Genomic DNA, 25,190 nt, shown 5'->3' with positions numbered 1-25,190 from the left:
CACGAGCTTCTTATTCCAGCGCCGTTTGGGCCAGCAAGTCCAGCACCTTCGCGTTTTCGCCCACGGACGGCCGCAGGTCGAACGCCACGGTGGGGTGGGCACGCCGGCACTCTTCGACGAGGCGGGGCAGATCTTCGCGGGCATGGCGCCCGGCGCCCAGGAACATCGGGACGACGCGGATCGCATCGATGCCGGCGCCCGCGAGTTCGGCCGCGACCGCCGGCAGGTGGGGCGAATCGAGTTCGAGGAAGGCGCAGCGCACCTCGACCTCGGTGACGCGGGCGCGGATGCGGCGCGCCACCGCGTCCATCGGCTCGCGCCATTGCGGGTCGCGCGAGCCATGGCCGAAGAGCACGATCGCGCGCTTCATCGTCGCAGCACCAGCCAGCCGAAGGCCCCCAGCGAGAACATCGTGTAGATCACCGCCGGCGCGGCTGCGGTCAGCCAGGGCCGCCAGTTCTGCAGGTTGCCGATGTAGCCGAAGACGTTGTTCAGGAGGAAGAAGCTGATTCCCAGCAGCACGCCGCCGAAGACGTAGCCCGTGATCCCGCCCGAGCGGAAGTGCAGGTAGGCGAAGGGCAGGGCCAGCACCACCATCACCGTGCAGCTGAGGGGGTAGAACACCTTGCGCCAGAACTCGATCTCGTAGCGCTGCGAGGTCTGCCCGTTGGCCTCGAGGTGGCGGATGTACTGGAACAGGTCCAGCGTGCCCATGCGCTCGGGCTTGAGCAGCGCCACCGACACCATCTCCTGCGTGATCTCGGTGGGCCAGCGGTAGCTGGGCATGCGCACGCGGTCGACCTTGGGCGTGTCGGGGCCGGCGCTGGAGAACTCGCTGCGCTCGGCGTTCTCCAGCACCCACGAGCCGTCGTCGGCGAAGCGGCCGCGCGCGGCCTGCGTGATGGACACGAGGTAGCCCTTCGCGTCGGCTTCGTAGATGCGGATGGACTGCATGTCGCCGTCGGGCGAGAGCGAGCCGACGTTGACGTTGTAGGTGTGGAAGGACTGCCGCTCCTTCAGCCACGCGCCCGTCTGCCCGACGCTGATGCGGCCCTCCAGCCGCGCCTTGAGCAGCTGCGCCGTGCGATCGGCCGCCGGCGCCAGGTAGTCGCCCGCTGCGAACGTGGCGGCCGCGAAGGCCAGGCCGAGGAACAGCAGGGTGCGCATCGCGCGCCACGGCCCCAGCCCGCTGGTGCGCAGGATGGTGTATTCCGAGCTTTGCGCCAGCCGCGCCATCACGAAGATCGTCCCGATCAGCACCGCGATGGGCAGCAGCTCGTACAGGTGGCTGGGCACCATCAGCGCCACGTACATGAACGCCTGCGTCAGGCGGTAGCCGGTCATGCCGCGCCCCACGTTGGGCAGCTCGTCGACCAGGTCGAAGAAGAAGAACAGCGCGAGGAAGCCCACGGTCACGAACAGGACGGCGGCGATCACCTCGCGGTAGATCAGGCGGCGGATGGTCTTCACGCGGGCTCGGCCTCTTTCGCGCGGCGGGCGAACCGCAGCAGGGTCCAGTTGTTGTGCTGCTTGGCGAGCCACAGCGCCGACAGCAGGAACACCCCACCGTGCAGGGCCAGCATGAAACCCGCGAAGCTCGCGCGCCCCGTGGTCACCCAGCTCTGGCCGATGTTCAGGAGGTTGTAGTAGATGACGAAGGCGAACAGGGCGAACACCAGGTTGCCGCTGCGGCCCGCGCGCGGGTTCACGTTGGACACGATGACGGCGATCACCACGAAGTTGAACGCCGCCAGCGCCAGGCCCAGCCGCCAGCCGAGCTCGCCCAGGTTCACCGGCGTCGGCTCCATCACCAGCGTGAGCGTCGACCGCGTCTTGGCCGGCGCGGAATCGCGCGATGCCAGTTGCGGGCCACCCACGCGCGCCGCGTACTCGTCGAACTCGCTCACGCGGATTTCCTTGGGGCCCTTCGTCGGCGTCTCCATGCGCTGGCCGTTGCCCAGCAGCAGGAACTGCCCCTGGCCGATCTCGACGATGCGGCCGCTGCGCGCGGCGGTGACGGACTCCTTGCCGTGCTCGTTGGTGGCGATGAAGATGTTCTTGCCCGACTTGTTGTCCGGCGTGTCCTTGTCCAGGAAGAACACGCGCGTGCCGCTGGCCGATTCCTGGAACTGCCCCGGCGCGACGCGCTCGAGGTCGCCGCGCTTGCCGTAGCGCTCCTTCAGCTCCTGGGTCTGCGAATTGGCCCAGGGCCAGATGACCAGGGCCAGCGCCGCGACCACCAGCAGGATCGGCCAGGCGAAGCGGAACAGCGGCGCGAGCAGCGCCGACAGGCCGCGGCCCGCGCCGAACCAGATCACCGTCTCGCTGTCGCGGTACATGCGCGAAAGCGTGCCGACGATGGCGATGAAGAGCGACAGCGTGAGGATCGGCGGCAGGTAGCCCAGCACCGTGTAGCCCATGACCATGAGGATGTCCTCGGGGTTCACGGTGCCCTTGGTGGCGAGGCTCAGCGTGCGCACCAGCGTCATCGTCATCACGATGGTCACGAGCACGACCAGCGTCGCCCCGAAACTGCGGGCCAGTTCCTTGCGCAAGGACGAATGGAATAACATCGGCGCGGCAAAAACCTTACACAGCAGAACAGATCCCTCAGATTATGGACTTCCAACTCAAGACCCTGGACGCCGCGGGCGCGGCTCGCGAGAAGTGCGATGCGCTCGTGTTCGTGATCGCCGAAGGCTTCAAGCCCGGCCGCGACCCGTTGTCGCGCCTGGCCGCCGAAGCCGTGAAGGCCGGCGACCTGGACACCAAGCCCGGCAAGCTGCTGCAGGCGTATCGCCCTGCCGGGGTCGGCGCGAAACGCGTGGTGCTCGCGAGCGCCGGCGACGGCTCGCCGCGCCGCGTCCAGGCCGCGATCGGGTCGGCCGTGTCGTCGCTGAAGTCCGCGGGCGCCAAGCGCCTCGTCGTCGTGCTGCCCAGCGGCGCCGGCGACGACCACGTGCGCGCCGCAGTGGCCGGCACGGCCGAAGCCAGCTACGTCTACGTCGCCACGAAATCCAAGCCCGAAGGCCGCGAGCTCGAGCGCATCACCATCGCGGTGGGCAATGCGGCCGCGTCGAAGGGCGCGTTTGAGCTGGCGCGCGCGACCGCCGCGGGCATCGAGTTCGCGCGCGAGCTGGGCAACTTGCCGCCCAACCTCGCCACGCCCACGCGCCTGGGCGAAGAGGCCAAGGGCCTCGCCCGCACCTACGGCTTCCGCTGCGAAGTGCTCGGCCCGAAGGAGATCGCCAAGCTCGGCATGGGCGCCTTCATGGCCGTGGCGCAGGGCTCGGAGGAGCCGGCGCGCTTCATCGTGCTCGAATACAGGGGCGGCGCCGCGAACGAGGCGCCGGTGGTCCTCGTCGGCAAGGGCATCACGTTCGACTCCGGTGGCATCTCGATCAAGCCGGCGCCCGACATGGACGAGATGAAGTTCGACATGAGCGGCGCGGGCAGCGTGCTGGGCACCTTCCGCGCGCTCGGCGAAGCCAAGCCGGCGATCAACGTCGTGGGCCTGATCCCCTCGTGCGAGAACCTGCCCGACGGCCGCGCCGTCAAGCCGGGCGACATCGTCAAGACCATGAATGGCCAGACGGTGGAAATCCTGAACACCGACGCCGAAGGCCGCCTGATCCTGTGCGATGCGCTGGCCTATGCCGAGCGCTTCAAGCCGGGCGCCGTGGTGGACATCGCCACGCTCACCGGCGCCTGCGTGGTGGCGCTGGGCTTCGTGCGCAGCGGCCTGTTCTCGCCCGACGATGCGCTGGCGCAGGAACTGCTCGCGGCCGGCGAGGCCGCGAACGACCTCGCGTGGCGCATGCCGCTGGACGACGAATACGCGGACGGCCTGAAGACCAATTTCGCGGACGTCGCCAACGTCGGCCCGCGCTGGGGCGGCGCGATCACCGCCGCCAAGTTCCTGCAGCGCTTCACGTCCAAGTACCGCTGGGCGCACCTGGACGTCGCGGGCCCGGCTTCGAAGAGCGGGCCGCAGAAGGGCTCCACCGGCCGCCCCGTCGGCCTGCTGTTCCAGTTCCTGCTGGCCCGACAGAACGGCGCCGCCGCGCCGGCGAAGGCCGCCAAGGCCAAGGGCGCGAAGGCCCGGTGACCAGCGTCGAGTTCCGCTTCAACGCGCCCGACAAACTGGGCTACGCCTGCACGATGCTGCGCCGGGCGGCGCTGCAGCGTGCGAAGGTGGCGGTGACTGCGGAGCCCGAGCTGCTGCGCGAGCTGGATCGCGTGCTGTGGACGTTCGAGCCCCTCGAGTTCGTGCCGCACTGCTTCTCCGGGGCGCCCGCCGAAGTGCTCGAGGCATCGCCCATCGTGCTGTGCGATTCGCCGCGCGGGGCGCCGCACCACGATGTGCTGGTCAACCTCGGCGCGGAGGTGCCCGAGGGTTTCGAGCGCTTCGAGCGCCTGATCGAGGTGGTGACGCCCGACGAGGCCGACCGCCAGGGCGCGCGCGGCCGTTGGCAGCACTACAAGAGTCGCGGCTACGAGATCCAGCGCAAGGACCTCGAGGCGCAGGAGGGCTGATGGCCGCCCGCACCCCGCCCAAGTTCGTGCCGACGCTCACCGAGGTCGTGCGCAGCGGCGTGGCCTCGGGCGCATCGAAAGCCGAAGGCGGCCTGACGCAGGAGCAGCTGGTGCAGCGCGTGATGCAGCGCGTGGACATGGCGCTGGAAAGGCGCCTGCGCGAGGCGATCGCGGCCACCGTGCTCGAACAGACGCGGGCGCTCGGCCCCATCCTGCGCGAGGAGATCGAGCTGGTGGTGCGCGAGGCGGTTTCGCAGGCGTTCGCCGAGGAACTGTCGCCGCCGCACAAGACGCGCAAGTGACGCGGCGGGTTGGGGTTATCCCGTTCATCGAAAGCGCGGGCGAAGGCGTTTCCCCTATGGCCCGGGTGCGGAAATTGCGATATGTTCGCGCCCGTTGAGCCCACGAGGTTCTCAACCTTTATCCCTACCCTGGAGGTTCCCCCTATGCAAATGAAATACAAGCTGACGGTGGCCGCGGCCATCGCCGCCGTCGCGGGCTTTGCGTCCGCGCAAGAAGTGCTGAAGATCGGCCACGTGGCCCCGATGTCCGGCCCGCAGGCCCACTACGGCAAGGACAACGAGAACGGCGTCCGCATGGCCATCGAGGACCTCAACGCAAAGGGCGTCACGATCGGCGGCAAGAAGTACAAGGTCGAAATCGCCGCCGAAGACGACGCCGCCGACCCGAAGCAGGGCACGGCCGCCGCCCAGAAGCTGTGCGACGCCAAGGTCGCCGGCGTGGTCGGCCACCTGAATTCCGGCACGACGATCCCGGCCTCGAAGGTCTACAACGACTGCGGCATCCCGCACGTCACGGGCGCGGCGACCAACCCGAACCTGACCAAGCCGAACTACAACACCACGTACCGCATCATCGCGAACGACAACGCGCTGGGCGCGGGCCTGGCCATCTACGCGGCCGACAAGCTCAAGCTCAAGAAGGTCGCCGTGATCGACGACCGCTCGGCCTACGGCCAGGGCGTCGCCGAGATCTTCGCGAAGACCGCGAAGGAAAAGGGCATCGAGATCGTGGACAACCAGTTCACGAACGACAAGGCCACCGACTTCATGGCCATCCTGACGGCCATCAAGTCCAAGAACCCGGACGCCATCTTCTTCGGCGGCATGGACACGCAGGGCGGCCCGATGCTGCGCCAGATGGAGCAGCTGGGCATCTCCAACGCCAAGTTCTTCGGCGGCGACGGCATCTGCACCGAGAAGATCATCGAGCTCTCGGGCAAGAGCAAGCTGCTGGACAACGTGGTTTGCGCCGAAGGCGGTGCGTCGCTCGACAAGATGCCCGGCGGCAAGGCCTGGAAGGACAAGTACGACAAGAAGTACCCCGGCCAGTTCCAGGTCTACAGCCCCTACACGTACGACGCGACGTTCGTGCTGGTCGACGCGATGACCCGCGCCGGCTCCACGGACCCGAAGAAGTACATCCCCGAGCTGAAGAAGGCCAACTACAAGGGCGTGACGGGCACGATCGTGTTCGAGCCCAACGGCGAACTGAAGAACGCCGCCATGACGCTCTACTCGTACAAGGGCGGCAAGAAGGCCCCGATCAACTGAGCAAAGGGGCAAAAACGAGGCTCAGCTTCGCGAGCCTCGTCCTTCTGAAAAGGGACCCACGGGTCCCTTTTTTGTTTTCCTGCTCACATCTCGTTTCATGGCACACGCCTACTGACTTGTAGGTTGGGCATGGCTATCGCCGTCAGCCCATTCCTACAACCCGCGCCAGTATTGGCTTTGCGGGCCATCCACATTTCGCACCGGTTGTAGCGGTCATGCCAAGGAAGTAATCTCGCCCCCGCTTCTTGCCGAGTTGAGGCAGGTACGTCTATTGGGGGAACGCATGGAAGTAGTAGCGAAGTTGCCCACCGCGGATCAGCGCGACAGTGAACTGAGGCAGGTGCTCAAGGCACTGGGCGCGTTCCGTCGCGGCGAAGCCGGGGTCACGTTGCCGACCGAATGGGACGGCGTCTACGGGAAGATCGCCAACGAGTTCAACGAGCTCACGGCGCAGACGATGCGCACGTCGAACCGGCTGCACTCGCTGGACCCGGCGAGCCGCAGCGCCGCCAAGGCCAACCGGCGCATGCCCGACGACAAGCTCACGGGCTTCTGGCAGGAGGATGTCGCCTCCGTCAACGGCCTGCTGGATTACTGCGAATCCGTTTCCGCGCACACGCGCACGCTGCTCGCGGCGCTGACGGACCTGAAGAAGGGCAACCCGCGCGCCGCGCTGCCGCAGGACTGGACGGGCGTGTTCGGCAAGGTCGCCGACGCCTTCAACGACGTGGTGCAGGAAAACCTGCGCATGTCGCAGGAGCTGGCGCGCCTGTCGCGCGTGGTCGGCAAGGAAGGCAAGCTGAAGGAGCGGGCGCAGGTGCCCAACGCCACCGGCTTCTGGCGCGAGAGTGCCGACTCCATCAACTCCCTGATCTCCGACCTGGTGCACCCGACGTCCGAAGTGGCGCGCGTGATCGGCGCGGTGGCGCAGGGCGACCTGACCAAGTCCATGGCGCTGGAAGCCGAAGGCCGGCCGCTGGAGGGCGAATTCCTGCGCACGGCCATGACCATCAACAAGATGGTGCAGCAGCTGGGCACCTTCGCGGCCGAAGTGACGCGTGTGGCGCGTGAAGTGGGTACCGAAGGCAAGCTGGGCGGCCAGGCCGACGTGCAGGGCGTGGCCGGCACGTGGAAGGACCTGACCGAGTCCGTGAACTTCATGGCCGGTAACCTCACCTCGCAGGTGCGCAACATCGCCGACGTGACCAAGGCCGTGGCCGCCGGTGACCTTTCCAAGAAGATCACGGTGGACGTGAAGGGCGAAATCCTGGAGCTGAAGAACACCATCAACACCATGGTGGACCAGCTGTCCTCGTTCGCTTCGGAAGTGACGCGGGTGGCGCGCGAAGTGGGTACCGAAGGCAAGCTGGGCGGCCAGGCCGACGTGCAGGGCGTGGCCGGCACGTGGAAGGACCTCACGGACAACGTGAACTTCATGGCCTCCAACCTCACGGGCCAGGTGCGCAACATCGCCGACGTGACGACCGCCGTGGCGGCCGGCGACCTCTCCAAGAAGATCACGGTGAACGTGAAGGGCGAGATCCTGGAGCTGAAGAACACCATCAACACCATGGTGGACCAGCTGCGCGCCTTTGCCTCGGAAGTGACGCGCGTGGCGCGTGAAGTGGGTACCGAAGGCAAGCTGGGCGGCCAGGCCGACGTTCCCGGCGTCGCCGGCACGTGGAAGGACCTGACCGACTCCGTGAACTCGATGGGCGGCAACCTCACGGCACAGGTGCGGAACATTGCGGACGTGACCAAGGCCGTGGCGGCAGGGGACCTGTCCAAGAAGATCACCGTGGACGTGAAGGGCGAGATCCTGGAGCTGAAGGCCACGATCAACACCATGGTGGACCAGTTGCGGTCGTTCGCCTCGGAAGTGACGCGCGTGGCCCGCGAGGTGGGCTCCGAAGGCAAGCTGGGCGGCCAGGCCGACGTGCAGGGCGTGGCCGGCACGTGGAAGGACCTGACCGATTCCGTGAACTCCATGGCCGGCAACCTGACCGGCCAGGTGCGCAACATCGCCGACGTGACCAAGGCCGTGGCGGCCGGTGACCTTTCCAAGAAGATCACCGTGGAGGTGAAGGGCGAAATCCTGGAGCTGAAGAACACCATCAACACCATGGTGGACCAGCTGTCCTCGTTCGCATCCGAAGTGACGCGCGTGGCGCGTGAAGTGGGTACCGAAGGCAAGCTGGGCGGCCAGGCCGACGTGCAAGGCGTAGCCGGCACGTGGAAAGACTTGACCGAGTCCGTGAACTTCATGGCCGGCAACCTGACGGGCCAGGTGCGCAACATTGCCGAGGTGACGACGGCCGTGGCGGCCGGCGACCTGTCCAAGAAGATCACCGTGGAGGTGAAGGGCGAAATCCTGGAGCTGAAGAACACCATCAACACCATGGTGGACCAGCTTCGAAGCTTCGCCTCCGAAGTGACGCGTGTGGCGCGTGAAGTGGGTACCGAAGGCAAGCTGGGTGGCCAGGCCGACGTGCAAGGCGTGGCGGGTACCTGGAAGGACCTGACCGACTCGGTGAACTCGATGGCCGGTAACCTGACCTCGCAGGTGCGGAACATCGCGGACGTGACGAAGGCCGTGGCCGCGGGCAACCTGTCCAAGAAGATCACCGTGGAGGTGAAGGGCGAAATCCTGGAGCTGAAGAACACCATCAACACCATGGTGGACCAGCTGTCCTCGTTCGCATCCGAAGTGACGCGTGTGGCCCGCGAAGTGGGCTCCGAAGGCAAGCTGGGCGGCCAGGCCGACGTGCAGGGCGTGGCGGGTACCTGGAAGGACCTGACCGAGTCGGTGAACTTCATGGCCGGCAACCTCACGTCGCAGGTGCGGAACATCGCGGACGTGACCACCGCCGTGGCGCGGGGCGACCTCTCGCGCAAGATCACCGTGGAGGTGAAAGGCGAAATCCTGGAGCTGAAGAACACCATCAACACCATGGTGGACCAGCTCTCTTCGTTCGCCTCGGAAGTGACGCGCGTGGCGCGCGAAGTGGGTACCGAAGGCAAGCTGGGCGGCCAGGCCGACGTGCAGGGCGTGGCTGGCACGTGGAAGGACCTCACGGACAACGTGAACTTCATGGCCTCGAACCTGACGGGCCAGGTGCGAAACATCGCGGACGTGACGAAGGCCGTTCAGGCCGGCGACCTGTCCAAGAAGATCACCGTGGAGGTGAAGGGCGAGATCCTGGAGCTGAAGAACACCATCAACACCATGGTGGACCAGCTTCGAAGCTTCGCCTCGGAAGTGACGCGCGTGGCGCGCGAAGTGGGTACCGAAGGCAAGCTGGGCGGCCAGGCCGACGTGCAAGGCGTGGCCGGCACGTGGAAGGACCTCACCGACAACGTGAACTTCATGGCCGGCAACCTCACGGCGCAGGTGCGGAACATCGCGGACGTGACCAAGGCCGTGGCGGCCGGTGACCTGTCCAAGAAGATCACCGTGGAGGTGAAGGGCGAGATCCTGGAGCTGAAGAACACCATCAACACCATGGTGGACCAGCTGCGGTCCTTCGCTTCCGAAGTGACCCGCGTCGCGCGTGAAGTGGGCACCGAAGGCAAGCTGGGCGGCCAGGCCGAGGTGACCGGCGTGGCCGGCACGTGGAAGGACCTCACGGACAACGTGAACTTCATGGCCGGCAACCTCACGTCGCAGGTGCGCGGTATCGCCAAGGTGGTGACCGCCGTTGCCAACGGCGACCTGAAGCAGAAGCTGACCGTGGAGGCCAAGGGCGAGATCGCCGCGCTGGCCGAGACGATCAACTCGATGACCGACACGCTGGCGACGTTCGCCGACCAGGTGACGTCGGTGGCCCGCGAAGTGGGCGTCGAAGGACAGCTGGGCGGCCAGGCCAAGGTGCCGGGCGCCGCGGGCACGTGGAAGGGCCTGACGGAGAACGTGAACCAGCTGGCCGCCAACCTCACAACGCAGGTGCGGGCCATTGCCGAAGTGGCGACCGCCGTGACGCAGGGTGACCTGACGCGTTCGATCACGGTGGAAGCGCTGGGCGAGGTGGCCGCGCTGAAGGACACGATCAACGAGATGATCCGCAACCTGCGCGACACGACCCAGCTGAACGCGGAGCAGGATTGGCTGAAGACAAACCTCGCGAAGTTCTCGCGCATGCTGCAGGGCCAGAAGGACCTTGTGGCCGTCGGCCACCTGATCCTGTCGGAGCTGGCGCCCGTGGTCGGCGCGCAGCAGGCCGAGTTCTACGTGCTGCGCTACACGCACGAGACGCCCAAGCTGCGCCTGATGGCGAGCTACGCGTCGGAAGGCCAGAGCTCGTACGGCAAGGAACTCGACATGGGCGAAGGCCTGGTCGGCCAGTGCGCGTACGACAAGAAGAAGCTGCTGCTGACCTCGAGCATCCCCGAGTCGCTGCGCATCGCGTCGGGCCTGGCCCAGGTGCAGCCGCTCAACGTGCTGGTCATGCCCATCATCTTCGAAGGGCAGGTGCGCGGCGTCGTCGAACTGGCGTCGGTGCAGAACTTCAACCCGACGCACCAGGCCTTCCTGGACCAGCTGATGGAATCGATCGGCATCGTGATCAACACGATCGAGGCCAACACGCGGACGGAAGACCTGCTGTCGCAATCGCAATCGCTGGCGCAGGAGCTCCAGAGCCGCCAGCAGGAGCTGCAGCAGACCAACCAGGAACTGCAGGAAAAGGCCCGCTTGCTGGTGCACCAGAACCAGGAGGTGGAGCGCAAGAACGCGGAAGTGGAACAGGCGCGGCAGGAGCTGGAGAACAAGGCGAAGCAGCTGGCGCTGACCTCCAAGTACAAGTCCGAGTTCCTCGCGAACATGTCGCACGAGCTGCGCACGCCGCTCAATTCGCTGCTGATCCTGTCGGACCAGCTGTCGAAGAACATCGAGGGCAACCTGAACCCGAAGCAGGTGGAGTTCGCCAAGACCATCCACTCGTCGGGCAACGACCTGCTGATGCTGATCAACGACATCCTGGACCTGTCGAAGATCGAGTCGGGCACGGTGGTGGTGGACGTGAACGAGCTGCGCCTGTCGGACCTGCAGCTGTACGTGGAGCGCACCTTCCGCCACGTGGCCGAGGCGAAGAACGTGGACTTCATGATCCACACCGGCGTGAACCTGCCGACGTCGATGGTCACGGACGTCAAGCGCCTGCAGCAGATCCTGAAGAACCTGCTGTCCAACGCCTTCAAGTTCACGCACCAGGGCCACGTGACGCTGACCATCGAGGAAGCGTTCACCGGCTGGTCGGCCGACAACGAGGAACTGCACCGCGCGCAGCAGGTGGTGGCGTTCTCGGTGGAGGACACCGGCATCGGCATCTCGGGCGACAAGCAGCAGATCATCTTCGAGGCCTTCCAGCAGGCCGACGGCTCCACGAGCCGCAAGTACGGCGGCACGGGCCTGGGCCTGGCCATCTCGCGCGAGCTGTCCAAGCTGCTCGGCGGCGAGATCAAGCTGACGAGCTCGCCGGGCTCGGGCTCGACCTTCACGCTGTACCTGCCGCTGGCCTACATCGGCGCGCGCGGCCAGCGCCGCGGCGTCGCCGCGAACGAGCCGCGCTCGGACGCCACGCTGCCCGGCCCGGCCACGGCCAAGCGTGCGCAGCCGCAGCAGCGCCCCGAGCCGGACGTCGAGGATGCGGTGGTCCTCGACGAAAGCGTCATCCTCAAGAACGAGGCGGGCGATGACCGCGACACCATCGCGGGCGGCGACCTGGTTCTGCTGATCGTCGAGAACGACATCGCCTTCGCCAAGTTCCTGCTCGATGCCGCGCGCGCCAAGGGCTTCAAGGGCCTGGTCACGCCGATGGGCGCCGGCGCCCTGACGCTCGCCAACCAGTACAAGCCCAGCGCCATCACGCTCGACATGTACCTGCCCGACATGGACGGCTGGCGCGTGCTGGACCGCCTGAAGCAGGACATGGCCGCGCGCCACGTGCCGGTGACGGTGATCTCCACGGACGACTCGAAGGAGCGGGCTTTCCGCTCGGGTGCGGTGGCCTTCGTCGAGAAGCCGATCCAGCGCAAGGAAGTGCTCGACACGATGCTGGACAAGCTGCACTCGTACCTGACGCGCAGCCAGCGCAACGTGCTGGTGGCGCTGAAGGACGCGTCCGCGCGCAAGGAGCTGCTGGCCGAGCTCGAGGACGAACAGTTCTCGGTGATCGTCGCCAAGAGCGCCGACAAGCTCGCCGAGGCGCTGGAGGAGAACCGCTTCGACGCGGTGGTCCTCGAGGACGGCTTCCCCGGCCTGGAGCCGCGCGAATGCCGCAAGCTGCTGGCGGCGCAGGCCGAGCTGGGCCCCTTGCCGCTGCTGCTGTACCACGGCTCGTCCAAGGACGGCGGCAAGTTCACGTGGCACTCCGACGACAAGGTCACCGTGCACGAGTCGCACTCGGTGCCCAAGCTCTTCGACGACACGCTGCTGGCGCTGCACCACAACGTGGCCAAGCTGCCCGAGGCCAAGCGCGGCATCATCAACACGCTGCACGAGTCGAGCAAGCCGCTGCACGGCAAGCGCGTGCTGATCGTCGACGACGACATGCGCAACATCTTCGCGCTGGCGACCGTGCTCGAGGAGCACGGCATGGACATCGTGTGGTCCGACAACGGCCGCGACGCGATCCAGCGCGTGGCCAACGACCCGCAGATCAAGGTCGTGCTGATGGACATCATGATGCCGGAGATGGACGGCATGGCCACCATGAAGGAGATCCGCAAGCTGCCGCAGGGCAAGAACCTGCCGATGGTGGCGGTGACCGCGAAGGCGATGAAGGGCGACCGCGAGAAGTGCATCGAGGCCGGCGCCTGGGACTACCTGTCCAAGCCCGTCAACACGCAGGACCTCCTGACCGTGCTGAGGGCGTGGCTGCACCAGTGACGCATGTGACCGAAAAACCCACGACCGCCACCCCCGAAGACCAGGTCAGCATCCTGGTCGTGGACGACCTGCCGGAAAAGCACGTCGTCTTCCGCACCATCCTCGAGGACCTGGGGCACGTCGTCAGCGCGAACTCGGGCAAGGAGGCGCTCGCGCGCATCCTGGAGCAGGAGTTCGCGGTGATCCTGCTGGACGTCAACATGCCCGACATCGACGGGCTGGAGACGGCCGGCCTGATCCGCCAGTACAAGAAGTCGGCGCAGACGCCCATCGTCTTCATCACGGCCTACGTCGACGAGGTGCAGGCGGCGCAGGGCTATGCGCTGGGCGCGGTGGACTACATCCCTTCGCCGGTGGTGGCGGACGTGCTGCGCTCCAAGGTGCGCGTGTTCGTCGAGCTGTTCCGCATGAACCGCGAGCTGCAGCACCAGGCTGCGGCCCGCGAGGCGCTCGCGCGGTCCGAGGCGGCGCGGGCGGCGGCGGAGGATGCGATCACGCGGGCCGACTACCTCGCGGAAGCCAGCCGCGTGCTGTCGCGGTCGCTGAACCTCGACGACACCATCGCCGCGGTGCTGGACCTGTGCGTGCCGGTGCTCGGCGACCGGGCCATCGTGGGCCTGGCCGACCGCGAAGGCGGCGTGCGCCGGCTCGAGATGCAGCCCGCGGCCCAGGCCAACGATACCGAGGCCTTCAGCCCGCAGCTGCGAGCCGAATGCGACCAGGCGATCCGCACGCGGAAGTTCCGCGTCTGGAAAGACGGCGCGCGCGGTGCGGCCATCGCGCCGCTGATGGCCGGCGACGAGCCGCGCGGCGCGCTGGTGATCCTGGGCGCGGCCGAGAGCTTCGACGCGCAGCGCAACGCGCTGGTGCGCGAGGTTGGCAGCCGCGCGGGCATCGCGATGGAGAACGCGCGCCTGTACACGGCCGTGCAGGAGGCCGACCGGCGCAAGAACGAGTTCCTGGCCATGCTGGCGCACGAGCTGCGCAACCCGCTGGCCCCCATCCGCAACGCCGTCCACATCATGCAGGCCGGCGACGTATCGGTCGAAACGATGCACTGGGCGCGCGACGTGATCGGCCGGCAGGCCGACCACATGACGCGCCTCATCGACGACCTGCTGGACGTCTCGCGCATCGTGCAGGGCAAGGTCACCGTGCGGCCCGAGCCGCTCTCGCTCGAATCGATCGTGGAGCGTGCGGTCGAGGCCACCGCGCCGCGCATGCAGGCGCGCGAGCAGGAGGTGGTGCTGCGCCTGCCCGACGAGCCCATCGAGATCCAGGGCGACGCGGTGCGCCTGTCGCAGGTGCTGTCGAACCTGGTCAACAACGCGTCGAAGTTCTCGGGGCCGGGAACGGCGATCGAGATCGCGGCCACGTACGCCGACGGCCAGGTGCGCATCGCGGTGAAGGACGAGGGGGCGGGCATCGAGCCCGACTTCCTGCCGCACATCTTCGACCTGTTCGCGCAGGGTGACCAGTCGCTCGACCGCTCTCAGGGCGGGCTGGGCATAGGCCTCACGCTGGTCAAGCACCTGGTGGAGCTGCATGGCGGCGGCGTCGAGGCCTTCAGCGCCGGCAGCGGCAAGGGCACCGAGGTGATCGTGCGCCTGCCGGCCACCGTCGTGGAGCGCCCGCAATCGGCCACCATCGCGCCCATCGTGGCGCGGCCCGCGGCGGCGCGCGACAAGCCGGCGCGCATCCTGGTTGTGGACGACCTCGCGGCGTCGGCCGAGACGCTGATGACGCTGCTGGAGATGGAAGGCTTCGAGGTCAAGACCGCGCACGAGGGCATGTCGGCGCTGAGGATCGCCGAGGACTTCCGGCCCGACGTGGTGCTGCTCGACATCGGCCTGCCCGGCATGAACGGCTTCGAGGTGGCCAACCGCCTGCGCAGCCAGCCGCAGTCGCGCGACGCGCTGCTGATCGCGCTGACGGGCTACGGCGAGGCCGAGAGCCGCTCGCGCTCGGTGCAGGCGGGCTTCGACTTCCACATGGTCAAGCCGGCCGACGTGAACCTGCTGCTGACGATGCTGTCCGACCCGGCGAAGATGCGCAGGGCGGAAGCGGCGTAGCCCGCTGGTAGAATCTGCGGTTCGCGCAGGAGAGGTGGATGAGCGGTTTAAGTCGCACGCCTGGAAAGCGTGTGTGGGCTAATCCCCACCGCGGGTTCGAATCCCGCCCTCTCCGCCAGAAGCACCGTGAAGCCCGCACCCGCGGGCTTTTTCACGAGGCGGCTACGATCTCGCTCATGCGCACCACGGTCACCCCCGCACCGCGCAGCACCTCATCGAACCCATCTTGCGAGAACACTTCCCACTCCACGACGCGCGGCTGCGCGATCTCGTCGCCGGGCACGATGCCGGTGGCCACGTGCGCCATCAGCAGGTCGCCGTCGCGTGCATGCGCCATCCAGTCGGCGAGCAGCCGGCGGTAACGGTCGGCGCCGCCGCGGAAGTCGTAGACGCCCAGCAGCGAGCGGTTCTGCGGCAGGCGCGTACGCCGGCCGGACGTCACCCAGGCCAGCGCACCCATCGTCTCGATGACCATGCCCTTGAAGCGCCAGCGCGCCGCGCCGCGGATGCTGCGCAGCCAGGGGCGGTGGCCGCCCGCATAGCGGCGCTCCAGTTCCTCGATGACGATGTCGCGCACCACCGGGAACTGGTGGATGTGCTGGTGCCCGTCCACGTGCGCGGGCGCGCGGCCCATCGTGGCCTCGAAACGATCGAGCTGCGCCACCAGCTCCGCGCGCACGCGCTTGCGGTCGAGCGTGCGCAGCAGGCTGTCGCGCATCCACGCGCCCACGGGCTTGCGCAGCGTCGCGTCGAGCGGGTCTTCGGTCAGGTCCAGGTGCAGGCCGGCATCGACGCGTCCGGCATCGAAGGCTTGCTTCAGCCGCGGCGCGTCCTGGGTCCACGCCGGCCCGCCCACCAGGCAGCTCGTCGCGCTGACGCGCCCGCGCCCGACCAGGGCGAGGATCGCCTCGTCCACGGCCGGGTGCAGGCCGTAGTCGTCGATGCAGATGGCGATGCGGGCCGTCATGGTTTCACGCAGGGGATGCTCGCATGCTGCGCCGGGTAACCTGGTTCATCGTCGTCGGCAGCACCTCGGCAGGGGTGCACCTGCTCACGGTGATGGGGCTGGTGTCGCAGCTCGGCTGGCATCCGCTGGCGGCGAACATCGTCGCATGGCTCATCGCGTTCTGCATCTCCTTCATGGGCCACTACCACCTGAGCTTCCCGCGCTCCGGTGCGCCGCTGGCCCGCGCCGCGGCCCGCTTCCTGGCGATCTCCGCCACCGGCTTCGCGATCAACGAGGCGACGTACGCGCTGCTGCTGCACCTCGCGGGCACGCACTGGTACGCGGTCATCCTGTTCTTCGTGCTCATCGGCGTGGCGGTGATGACGTGGATCCTGAGCTCGCGCTGGGCTTTCCGCGGCACTGGTCCCGCCTGAGCGGCGTATCCGCCGCCGCGCGCCACAGCGACAGCTCGCCGCGCGTGGCGACCTTCTCGGCGTGCTTGAGCCACGGGAACTCCTCGATGATGTTCGTGTTGCCCACGAACCAGGCAACGCCTGCGGCGGCGCACGCCCGGGGCAATACCGCGTCGTGTTCGACCAGCCATTCGCGGTGCTCGGCGAACGCGGCGGCGTCGGCCAGTTCGCGGCGCCAGTTGTCGCGGCTGGCGACGGCTTTCGGCGACCAGTCGGCGGCGACCACCACCGGCTTGCGCAGCCGCGCCTCGAACAACAGGCCGTAGCGGTATTCGTCCAGGGCGAAGACCTCGTCGGCCGGCGCGGCGCGCTCGCGCAGCAGCCGCGCCAGCTCGCCTTGCGAGCCGTCGGCATGGCGCGCGAGCAGGGCGGTGCCCGCCAGGCAGGCGGCCACGGCGACGGCGGCAGCGATGCGCCACGCGGATTGCCAGCGCGGCGCGCGCGCGCGCAAGGCCGTTGCCGCGTCGGCGGCCAGGTAGATGAGAGGCGGCACCACCGGCAGGATGTAGCCGGCCAGCTTCGAGCGCGGCAGCGAAAAGAACAGCGTGATCGCCACGGCCCACAGCAGCATCAGCCGGCGCGCGGCGGCCGGTTCCGATCGTTCGCGCCATTCGCGCTGCCGCGCGCCGGCCCACCACAGCGACCAGGGCAGCGTGGCCGCCGCCAGCACCACCGGGTAGAACCACGGCCCGCGCGGGTTGTTGAAGCCGCCTTCCGAGAAGCGCTGGAAGTGCTGCACCACGAAGAAGTAGTGCGTGAACGACTCGAAGCGCTGCTGCATCAGCACGAACCACGGCGCCGCGACGATCAGGAAGCACAGGATGCCCGGCCACCAGAGCAGCTGGAACATCGCCTGCCACCGCCGCTCCACCAGCAGCCACAGGACCAGCACCATGCCGGGCAGCACGATGCCGATGAGCCCCTTGGCCAGCACGCCCAGCGCGCACAGCACGTAGGCGAGTAGCACGGTGCGCTTCCACGCCGCATCCTCGCGGCCCAGCAGCACCGCATGCGTGAAGGCGAGGATGGTGGCGGCGATGCAGCCGGCCACCAGCATGTCGAGGTTGGCGTACTGCGCGCCGAAGAAGAACAGCGGCGCGGTGACCAAGGCGAACAGGCCGGCCAGCGCCGTGTCGCGCCCGGCCCAGCGCCCTGCGAAGAGGAAGAGCGACGCCGTCCCCAGGCACGCGCCCAGCCATGGGGCGGCGCGCGCGGCGACTGTCGTGTCGGAAAGGGCAAGCGCCGTGGCGGTGATCCAGTAGAAGAGCGGCGGCTTGTGGAAGTAGGGCAGCCCGTCCAGCATGGGCACCAGCCAGTCGCCCGAGTGCAACATGCCCCACGCGACGCCGATGTAGCGGCCCTCGTCGGGCAAGGCCAGCGGCCGCAGCCACGCGGTGGCGGCCAGCCAGAAAAAAGCGGCGACCAGCAGCGCGCCATCGCGCCGCGCGGTTTGTGCAGGCACGGTCACGGCGCCGAATCCGGCAGCCCGCGCCCCACTTCGCGCTTGACCAGGTACACGGGGCGCTGCTTCACCTCCTCGAAGATGCGCCCGATGTACTCGCCGATGATCCCCGTGAAGATCATCTGCACGCCGAAGAAGAACAGCATCGCCACCACGATGGTCGTCCAGCCGGAGACCTGGTTGCCGATGAAGAAGTACTCGATGCTGATGAACGCGCCATACGCGAAACCGAGCAGGGCCATCACCACGCCCACGTAGCTCACGATGCGCAGCGGCCAGGTGGTGAACGACGTCAGCCCGTCCAGCGACAGGCCCACGAGCCGCCGCAGGCTGAAGTGCGACCGGCCGTGGGCGCGCTCCTCGGGCAGGTAGGGCAGGGCTTCGGCGTGGAAGCCGACCCAGGCGTACAGGCCCTTCATGAAGCGGCGCCGCTCGGGCAGCAGCAGCAGCGCCTGCACGGCGGACCGGTCCATCAAGCGGAAGTCGCCGGCGCCCGCGGGCACCTCGAAGCGGTCGCCGGCGTTGAGCAGGCGGTAGAACAGGCCCGTGCCCGCGCGCTTGACCAGCGACTCGTCCGAGCGGTCCTCGCGCACGGCATACACGATGTCCGCGCCCTGGCGCCAGCGGCCCAGCATGTCGGTGATGAGCCCGGGCGGGTGCTGCAGGTCGGCGTCCAGGATGACGACGATGCCGCCGCGCGCCGACTCCAGGCCGGCGGTGATGGCGGCTTCCTTGCCGAAGTTGCGCGACAGCTGCAGCAGGCGGATGCCGGGCACGCGGTGGGCCCAGGCGGCTCCAATGGCGGGCGTCGCGTCGGTGCTGCCATCGTCGATCAGCAGGATTTCCCAGGGCAGGCCCAGCGTGGGCAGCACCTCCGCCAGTTTGGGCAGCAGCAGCTCAAGGTTCTTCGCCTCGTTCTTGCAGGGCACGATGCAGGACAGGCCCGCGCCCGCGTCGCGCGGGACCGCGGGGCGGTGGGGTTCCTGCTGGGCCACTGCTGCGTCCACGCGCGGATTCTCGCTCAGGCGGCGGGCGACTTCGTGGTTTGCATCATCTTCATCGCCGAGGCGATGAGCGTGGCCATCTCGGTGGTGTTGCTCGGGACGATGAGCGTCGTGGTCGCGTCGGCGGCGACCTTGCTGTATGCGTCCACCGCGCGCTCGGCCACTTTCAATTGCACGGCCTGCTCGCCGCCGGGCTGGCGGATCGATTCGGCGACCTTGCGGATGGCCTCGGCAGTGGCTTCGGCCACGGCGAGGATGGCCGCCGCCTCGCCTTCGGCCTTGTTGATCTGCGCCTGCTTCTCGCCCTGCGAGCGGGCGATGAAGGCCTCGCGCTCGCCGGTGGCGATGTTGATCTGCTCCTGCCGGCGGCCCTCGGACGCGGCGATCAGGGCGCGCTTTTCGCGCTCGGCGGTGATCTGGGCCTGCATCGCGTGCAGGATCTCCTTGGGCGGTGTGAGGTCCTTGATCTCGTAACGCAGCACCTTCACGCCCCAGGTGAGCGCCGCCTCGTCGATCGCCGCGACCACCTGGCCGTTGATGATGTCGCGCTCCTCGAAGGTCTTGTCTAACTCCAGCTTGCCAATAACGCTGCGTAGAGAGGTCTGTGCAAGTTGAGTTATCGCCACGATGTAGTTGGACGAGCCGTAGCTAGCCTGCTTCGGGTCAGTCACCTGAAAGTACAAGATGCCATCGACTTGAAGTTGCGTGTTGTCCCTCGTGATGCAAACCTGGCTGGGCACGTCCAGCGGCACCTCCTTCAGGCTGTGCTTGTAGGCCACGCGGTCGATGAAGGGGATGACGAAGTTCAGCCCCGGGGCCAGCGTGCCGTGGTAGCGGCCCAGGCGCTCGACCACCCAGGCGTGCTGCTGGGGCACGACCTTGAGCGTGCGGATCACGAAGACCATGGCGACGACGAACAGGATGATGGCGGTGTACATGCTGCTTGCTCCTAGGCTTTCTCGACCACGAGGCGGTTGCCGACGACCTCGCGGATGCGGTGCGGGCCGGGCTCTCGCGCGGTGCCGGGTGCGGCGACGGCCGTCCACCGGGCGCCGCGGTAGTGGACGCTGGCCGAGCCGTCGGCGCCCCAGGCGTCCACCTGCACGACCTCGCCGATGTCCGGGTTGACGTCCGGGTTGGCGCGCGCCTGGGCGCCCGGGGGCTCGCGCCGCCGCTTGGCGTGCCAGGCCGCGACCGCGCCGCCCCCGACGAGGGCTGCGGCGACCACCTGCAGGGTCGGATCCAGCCCCAGGTGGGCCGCGATGGCGCCCGCGGCCAGGCCCGCCGCGATCATCAGCAGGTAGAACGTTCCGGTGCCCAGCTCGACGGCGACCGCGATGCCGGCGGCGACCCACCACCACGTGGCTTGTGCCATGGACCCTCCTCGTTTCGGCGCATTGTGGCAAATCTTGCATACACTTCGCGCCTGTTTTGCGTTTTCCCGCCTGAAAGGCCGCCGCGATGAAGTTCCGCTTCCCCATCGTCATCATCGACGAGGACTACCGCTCCGAGAACACCTCGGGCCTGGGGATCCGCGCATTGGCCCAGGCCATCGAGGCCGAGGGCTTCGAGGTGCTGGGCGTCACCAGCTACGGCGACCTGTCGCAGTTCGCGCAGCAGCAAAGCCGCGCCAGCGCCTTCATCCTGTCGATCGACGACGAGGAGTTCACGCCGGGGCCGGACCTGGACCCGGCGGTGCTGAACCTGCAGACCTTCATCGACGAGGTGCGGCGCAAGAACGCCGACGTGCCGCTTTACATCTACGGCGAGACCAAGACCTCGCGCCACCTGCCCAACGAGATCCTGCGCGAGCTGCACGGCTTCATCCACATGTACGAGGACACGCCGGAGTTCATGGCGCGCCACATCATCCGCGAGGCGAAGTCGTACCTGGAAGGTATCCAGCCGCCGTTCTTCAAGGCGCTGCTCGATTACGCCGAGGACGGTTCGTATTCCTGGCACTGCCCGGGCCACTCGGGCGGGGTGGCGTTCCTCAAGAGCCCCATCGGCCAGATGTTCCACCAGTTCTTCGGCGAGAACATGCTGCGCGCGGACGTGTGCAACGCTGTCGATGAACTGGGGCAGCTTCTTGACCACACGGGGCCCGTCGCGGCCAGCGAGCGCAACGCGGCGCGCATCTTCAACGCCGACCACTGCTTCTTCGTCACCAACGGCACGTCCACGTCGAACAAGATGGTGTGGAACCACACGGTGGCGCCCGGCGACGTGGTGGTGGTGGACCGCAACTGCCACAAGTCGATCCTGCACTCGATCATCCTCACGGGCGCGATCCCCGTGTTCATGAAGCCGACGCGCAACCATTTCGGCATCATCGGGCCGATCCCGCAGTCGGAGTTCTCGCCCGAGGCGATCAAGGCCAAGATCCGCGCCAACCCGCTGCTGGCCGGCGTGGACGCCGACAAGGTCAAGCCCCGCATCCTCACGCTGACGCAGTCCACCTACGACGGCGTCCTGTACAACACCGAGACCATCAAGGGCATGCTGGACGGCTACGTCGAGGCGCTGCACTTCGACGAGGCCTGGCTGCCGCACGCGTGCTTCCACCCGTTCTACGGCAACTTCCACGCGATGGGCCGCAAGCGCGCGCGGCCGCAGAAGTCGCTGGTCTACGCCACGCAATCCATCCACAAGCTGCTGGCCGGCATCAGCCAGGCCAGCCACGTGCTGGTGCAGGACGCGAACGAGAACAAACTGGACCGCCATTTGTTCAACGAGTCGTTCCTGATGCACACGTCCACCAGCCCGCAGTATTCGATCATCGCCAGCTGCGACGTCGCGGCCGCCATGATGGAGCCGCCCGGCGGCACGGCGCTGGTGGAGGAGTCGATCCTGGAAGCGCTGGACTTCCGCCGCGCCATGCGCAAGGTCGACCAGGAGTACGGCAAGGACTGGTGGTTCAAGGTCTGGGGCCCGGACAAGCTGGTGGACGAGGGCATTGGCCGCGCCGACGACTGGATCATCAAGGGCGAGGCGCGCACGGCCAAGTGGCACGGCTTCGGCAACCTGGCCGAGGGCTTCAACATGCTGGACCCGATCAAGTCCACCATCGTCACGCCCGGCCTGGACCTGAACGGCAAGTTCGCCAAGACCGGCATCCCGGCATCGATCGTCACGCGCTTCCTCGCCGAGCACGGGATCATCGTGGAGAAGACCGGCCTGTATTCCTTCTTCATCATGTTCACCATCGGCATCACCAAGGGCCGCTGGAACACCATGCTCACGGCGCTGCAGCAGTTCAAGGACGACTACGCGCGCAACCAGCCGATGTGGAAGATCCTGCCCGAGTTCTGCCAGCAGTTCCCGCGGTACGAGCGCATGGGGCTGGCCGACCTGTGCCAGCACGTGCACGAGCTCTATGCCAAGTACGACATCGCCCGCCTGACCACCGACATGTACCTGTCGGACCTGCAGCCGGCGATGAAGCCCAGCGACGCCTTCTCCTACATCGCCCACCGCAAGACCGAGCGGGTGGAGATCGACCACCTGGAAGGCCGGGTGACCACGTCCCTGGTCACGCCTTACCCGCCGGGCATCCCGCTGCTGATCCCGGGCGAGGTGTTCAACAAGAAGATCGTGGACTACCTGCGCTTCTCGCGGGAGTTCAACTCGATGTGCCCGGGCTTCGAAACCGACATCCACGGGCTGGTCGAGGAGGTCGATGCGGACGGGAAAGTACGGTTCTTCGCCGACTGCGTGAAGAACTGAGGCTCCCGCCCGTCCCGCCAGCCGGCGGTTCGTCGCACTTTCCCGCAGTTCGTCGCATCCCGCTCGCGGCGGGGCGGGGCGGTCCCTACAGTCCATCTCCATCGGGGCCCCAACGGCCTCCAGGAGAGACGAAATGACCACGAACCGCCCCCAACCGCTCAATTCCGCCGCCACCCGCTTCGCCGCCGCCTTCGCCGTGGCCGGCCTGGTGACCGCCGCCTGCTTCGCCGCCGGCCATGAAAGCCACCGCGCCGTCGACGAAAGCTCGGCCGCCATGTCCCGCGGCACGATCTACGTGAAGCTGCCGACGGTGGAGATCGTGGCGCGCCGCGAGGCCGCCAGCGCCGTCGCCGCCAGCACCGTTCACCGCGCCGCCGCGGCCCTGTGATCCATGAAGGGAACGGACGGGAATAATCCGGCCATGGAACCCGAGAAGAAACCCGTCCCGCAGCGCCGTTTCGGCCTGGACGTCGACTGGCTGCTGCGCGCGAACGCCCAGGTCAGCACCTGGGCCGCGTCCATGAGCTGGTGGCGGCTGCTGCTGCTGTTCATCATCGTCATCGCGGCGGGCGGCATCATCTCCGAGCAGCTGCACCTGCGCCACGACACCGTCAAGGTGGTGCGCAACAAGGAAAAGAACAACGTCGACGTGCAGATCGGCGGCCCCGGCGGCATCACCATCGTCCGCCGCCGCGCCACGCCCACCCCGGCGGCCTCCGCGGCTTCCGCGCCTTCGGCCGAACACGAGGACGAAGAGGCCGCCGAGAAGCCGCCCGCGCCACCCATCCCGCCCGTGCCCGGCAAGAAGGGCATCCGCATCGAAGGCATCGACGTCGACACCGACGACGACGACGACACGCCCCGCACCATCAGCAAGCAGATCTTCACCTTCCGCGGCCTGATCGGCGACGTGGGCTCCGCGCTGCTGGTCATCGTGTTCGCCTACCTCGTGGCGTCGAAGATCGTCGTGCGCAAGGTCGCGCAGGCCGACGCCAAGGTGAAGTCGGCGCAGCAGTCCGCCGAGCACGAGGCCATGGAGCGCCAGCTGGTGCAGGCCCGCCTGCAGGTGCTGCAGGCCCAGGTCGAGCCGCACTTCCTGTTCAACACGCTCGGCGCCATCGACTACCTGATCGAGACCGACCCCAAGCGCGCCAGCCAGATGCAGAAAGCGCTGATCGTCTACCTGCGCGGCGCGCTGCCCCAGATGCGCCAGGAGACGTCCACGCTGGGCCGCGAACTGCGCCTGATCCGGTCCTTCCTCGACCTGCTCAAGATGCGCATGGAGGACCGGCTGGACGTCGAGTTCGCCGTGCCCGAAGGCGCCGAAAGCGCGGAATTCCCCCCCATGATGCTGCAGTCGCTGGTGGAGAACGCCATCAAGCACGGCATCGAGCCCAAGCCCGAAGGCGGCAAGGTGACGGTGGCCGCGCGCATCCAGAACGGCCAGCTGTGGGTGGAGGTCAGGGACACCGGCATCGGCATCCCCGACACCACGCGGCTCGAAAGCGCCACCTCGGGCACCGGCCTGGGCCTGCAGAATATCCGCGAGCGCCTGGCCATGATGTTCCCCGGCAAGAGCCGCCTGATGATCGTGTCCGACGACACGCAGGGCACCACCGTGAAGATCGTCGTGCCCTACCAGGTGGGTCCCGAGACGGTGGCCAACATCGACGGGCTGCGGGGGACGCCGGCATGAACGCCCCCGCCAAACCCCTGACGGCGGTGATCGCCGACGACGAGCGCCTGCTGCGCGAGCAGCTCAAGACCCGGCTGCAGGCGGCTTGGCCCGACCTGCAGATCATCGGCGAGGCCCGCGACGGCAACGAGGCCCTCGCCAGGGCCGACGAGCTGCGCCCCGACGTGATGTTCCTCGACATCCGCATGCCCGGCATGACGGGCATCGAGGCGGCGCGGGAGATCCTGGCGCTGCCCGGCTGGCAGGGCGAGATCGTCTTCGTGACGGCGTACGACGAATACGCCGTCTCCGCCTTCGAGCACGGCGCGCTCGATTACCTGCTCAAGCCGGTGGAGCCCGAACGCCTGGTCCAGACGGCGCAGCGCGTGAAGTCGCGCCTGGCCCGCCGCGCGGTCCCGCCGCCGCCCACCGACGAAGTGGCGCTGGACTCGCTGTTGGCCAAGCTGTCGCAGCTGCAGCAGGGCATCACGCCGCGGCCATCCGAGCCGCTGCGCTGGATCCAGGCCACGACGGGCAGCACCACGAAACTGATCGACGTGAAGGACGTGCTGTTCTTCAAGTCGGACGAGAAGTACACGCGGGTGCAGACCCGCGACCAGGAGGCGTTCATCCGCACGCCGATCCGCGAACTGCTGCCCCAATTGGACCCGCAGCAGTTCTGGCAGATCCACCGCAGCGCGGTGGTGAACCTGGGAGCCATTGCGGCGGTGACGCGCGACGACACCGGTCGCCAGCGTGTCCACATCCGCGAGCACGCCGAGGTGCTCGAGGTCAGCCGCAGCTTCGCCCACCTGTTCCGCGCGTCCTGACCGGGG

Annotated in this window: 19 protein-coding genes and 1 tRNA gene; 12 read left to right on the top strand and 8 right to left on the bottom strand. The window is 67.9% G+C overall.

The genetic code is table 11. The features are described 5' to 3' along the window. Nucleotides 1-10 precede the first annotated feature (10 nt). From WG903_RS13640 to lptF, 3 genes are read right to left on the bottom strand one after another with little or no spacing between them, the layout of a single operon-like run. A complete protein-coding gene (locus WG903_RS13640; protein WP_340076244.1) occupies nucleotides 11-370 on the bottom strand; it encodes a sirohydrochlorin chelatase in 360 nt (119 codons plus the stop codon). After that, nucleotides 367-1,470 (bottom strand): LPS export ABC transporter permease LptG, encoded by a 1,104-nt coding sequence (gene lptG / locus WG903_RS13635; protein WP_340076242.1) that lies wholly within the window; start codon nucleotides 1,468-1,470, stop codon nucleotides 367-369. The genes WG903_RS13640 and lptG overlap by 4 nt, the downstream gene beginning before the upstream one ends. Further along, nucleotides 1,467-2,573 (bottom strand): LPS export ABC transporter permease LptF, encoded by a 1,107-nt coding sequence (gene lptF / locus WG903_RS13630; RefSeq protein ID WP_340076239.1) that lies wholly within the window; start codon nucleotides 2,571-2,573, stop codon nucleotides 1,467-1,469. Before lptF ends, lptG begins: the two co-directional genes overlap by 4 nt. A gap of 44 nt (nucleotides 2,574-2,617) precedes the next feature. Between lptF and WG903_RS13625 the strand changes: the two genes are divergently transcribed. The 7 genes from WG903_RS13625 to WG903_RS13595 all read left to right on the top strand — a co-directional run bounded on the left by WG903_RS13625 (nucleotide 2,618) and on the right by WG903_RS13595 (nucleotide 15,186). After that, nucleotides 2,618-4,108 (top strand): leucyl aminopeptidase, encoded by a 1,491-nt coding sequence (locus tag WG903_RS13625; protein ID WP_340076235.1) that lies wholly within the window; start codon nucleotides 2,618-2,620, stop codon nucleotides 4,106-4,108. Beyond that, nucleotides 4,105-4,536 (top strand): DNA polymerase III subunit chi, encoded by a 432-nt coding sequence (locus WG903_RS13620; protein ID WP_340076232.1) that lies wholly within the window; start codon nucleotides 4,105-4,107, stop codon nucleotides 4,534-4,536. The genes WG903_RS13625 and WG903_RS13620 overlap by 4 nt, the downstream gene beginning before the upstream one ends. Further along, nucleotides 4,536-4,838 (top strand): hypothetical protein, encoded by a 303-nt coding sequence (locus WG903_RS13615; protein WP_340076230.1) that lies wholly within the window; start codon nucleotides 4,536-4,538, stop codon nucleotides 4,836-4,838. Before WG903_RS13620 ends, WG903_RS13615 begins: the two co-directional genes overlap by 1 nt. A gap of 144 nt (nucleotides 4,839-4,982) precedes the next feature. Then, complete coding sequence (locus WG903_RS13610) at nucleotides 4,983-6,110, top strand: branched-chain amino acid ABC transporter substrate-binding protein (RefSeq protein ID WP_340076228.1); 1,128 nt, start codon at nucleotides 4,983-4,985, stop codon at nucleotides 6,108-6,110. 457 nt (nucleotides 6,111-6,567) lie between these two features. After that, nucleotides 6,568-12,996 carry a HAMP domain-containing protein gene (locus tag WG903_RS13605; protein ID WP_445263633.1) on the top strand — a complete coding sequence of 2,143 codons (6,429 nt, stop codon included), beginning with the start codon at nucleotides 6,568-6,570 and terminating at the stop codon, nucleotides 12,994-12,996. A gap of 5 nt (nucleotides 12,997-13,001) precedes the next feature. Next, nucleotides 13,002-15,068, top strand: coding sequence for a hybrid sensor histidine kinase/response regulator (locus WG903_RS13600; protein WP_340076222.1), 2,067 nt, complete (start codon nucleotides 13,002-13,004; stop codon nucleotides 15,066-15,068). A gap of 28 nt (nucleotides 15,069-15,096) precedes the next feature. Beyond that, a tRNA-Ser gene (locus WG903_RS13595) sits at nucleotides 15,097-15,186 on the top strand. 33 nt (nucleotides 15,187-15,219) lie between these two features. Here WG903_RS13595 and WG903_RS13590 read toward each other — a convergent pair. After that, the gene (locus tag WG903_RS13590) at nucleotides 15,220-16,035 is read right to left on the bottom strand and encodes a ChbG/HpnK family deacetylase (protein WP_340076220.1); all 816 of its coding nucleotides are present in this window, start codon (nucleotides 16,033-16,035) and stop codon (nucleotides 15,220-15,222) included. A gap of 23 nt (nucleotides 16,036-16,058) precedes the next feature. Between WG903_RS13590 and WG903_RS13585 the strand changes: the two genes are divergently transcribed. After that, on the top strand, nucleotides 16,059-16,448 hold the full coding sequence (locus WG903_RS13585; RefSeq protein ID WP_340076217.1) for a GtrA family protein: 390 nt from the start codon (nucleotides 16,059-16,061) through the stop codon (nucleotides 16,446-16,448). Here the strand turns inward: WG903_RS13585 and WG903_RS13580 are convergent. The 4 genes from WG903_RS13580 to WG903_RS13565 are packed head-to-tail and all read right to left on the bottom strand — an operon-like array spanning nucleotide 16,378 to nucleotide 20,328. After that, nucleotides 16,378-17,949 carry a glycosyltransferase family 39 protein gene (locus tag WG903_RS13580; RefSeq protein ID WP_340076215.1) on the bottom strand — a complete coding sequence of 524 codons (1,572 nt, stop codon included), beginning with the start codon at nucleotides 17,947-17,949 and terminating at the stop codon, nucleotides 16,378-16,380. The genes WG903_RS13585 and WG903_RS13580 overlap by 71 nt on opposite strands. 2 nt (nucleotides 17,950-17,951) lie before the next feature. Next, nucleotides 17,952-18,956, bottom strand: a complete 1,005-nt coding sequence (locus WG903_RS13575; protein WP_445263603.1) for a glycosyltransferase family 2 protein — start codon at nucleotides 18,954-18,956, stop codon at nucleotides 17,952-17,954. A gap of 14 nt (nucleotides 18,957-18,970) precedes the next feature. After that, on the bottom strand, nucleotides 18,971-19,891 hold the full coding sequence (locus tag WG903_RS13570; RefSeq protein WP_340076213.1) for an SPFH domain-containing protein: 921 nt from the start codon (nucleotides 19,889-19,891) through the stop codon (nucleotides 18,971-18,973). Between the two features lie 11 nt (nucleotides 19,892-19,902). Next, a complete protein-coding gene (locus WG903_RS13565) occupies nucleotides 19,903-20,328 on the bottom strand; it encodes an NfeD family protein (protein WP_340076211.1) in 426 nt (141 codons plus the stop codon). Between the two features lie 86 nt (nucleotides 20,329-20,414). On the opposite strand from WG903_RS13565, the gene WG903_RS13560 reads away from it, so the two are divergent. The 4 genes from WG903_RS13560 (at nucleotide 20,415) to WG903_RS13545 (ending at nucleotide 25,184) form a co-directional block, all read left to right on the top strand. Beyond that, a complete protein-coding gene (locus WG903_RS13560; RefSeq protein ID WP_340076209.1) occupies nucleotides 20,415-22,679 on the top strand; it encodes an arginine/lysine/ornithine decarboxylase in 2,265 nt (754 codons plus the stop codon). A 133-nt stretch (nucleotides 22,680-22,812) separates the two neighbouring features. Further along, nucleotides 22,813-23,067 (top strand): hypothetical protein, encoded by a 255-nt coding sequence (locus WG903_RS13555; protein WP_340076206.1) that lies wholly within the window; start codon nucleotides 22,813-22,815, stop codon nucleotides 23,065-23,067. Between the two features lie 33 nt (nucleotides 23,068-23,100). Further along, nucleotides 23,101-24,375 (top strand): sensor histidine kinase, encoded by a 1,275-nt coding sequence (locus WG903_RS13550; protein ID WP_340076203.1) that lies wholly within the window; start codon nucleotides 23,101-23,103, stop codon nucleotides 24,373-24,375. Next, entirely contained in the window at nucleotides 24,372-25,184 is an 813-nt protein-coding gene (locus WG903_RS13545; RefSeq protein ID WP_340076201.1) for a LytR/AlgR family response regulator transcription factor, read from the top strand. The genes WG903_RS13550 and WG903_RS13545 overlap by 4 nt, the downstream gene beginning before the upstream one ends. The last annotated feature ends 6 nt before the right edge of the window (nucleotides 25,185-25,190 follow it).

It is taken from the genome of Ramlibacter sp. PS4R-6 (assembly GCF_037572775.1).
Lineage (GTDB): Bacteria > Pseudomonadota > Gammaproteobacteria > Burkholderiales > Burkholderiaceae_C > Ramlibacter.
This window is presented reverse-complemented; position numbering and strand designations above follow the sequence as displayed.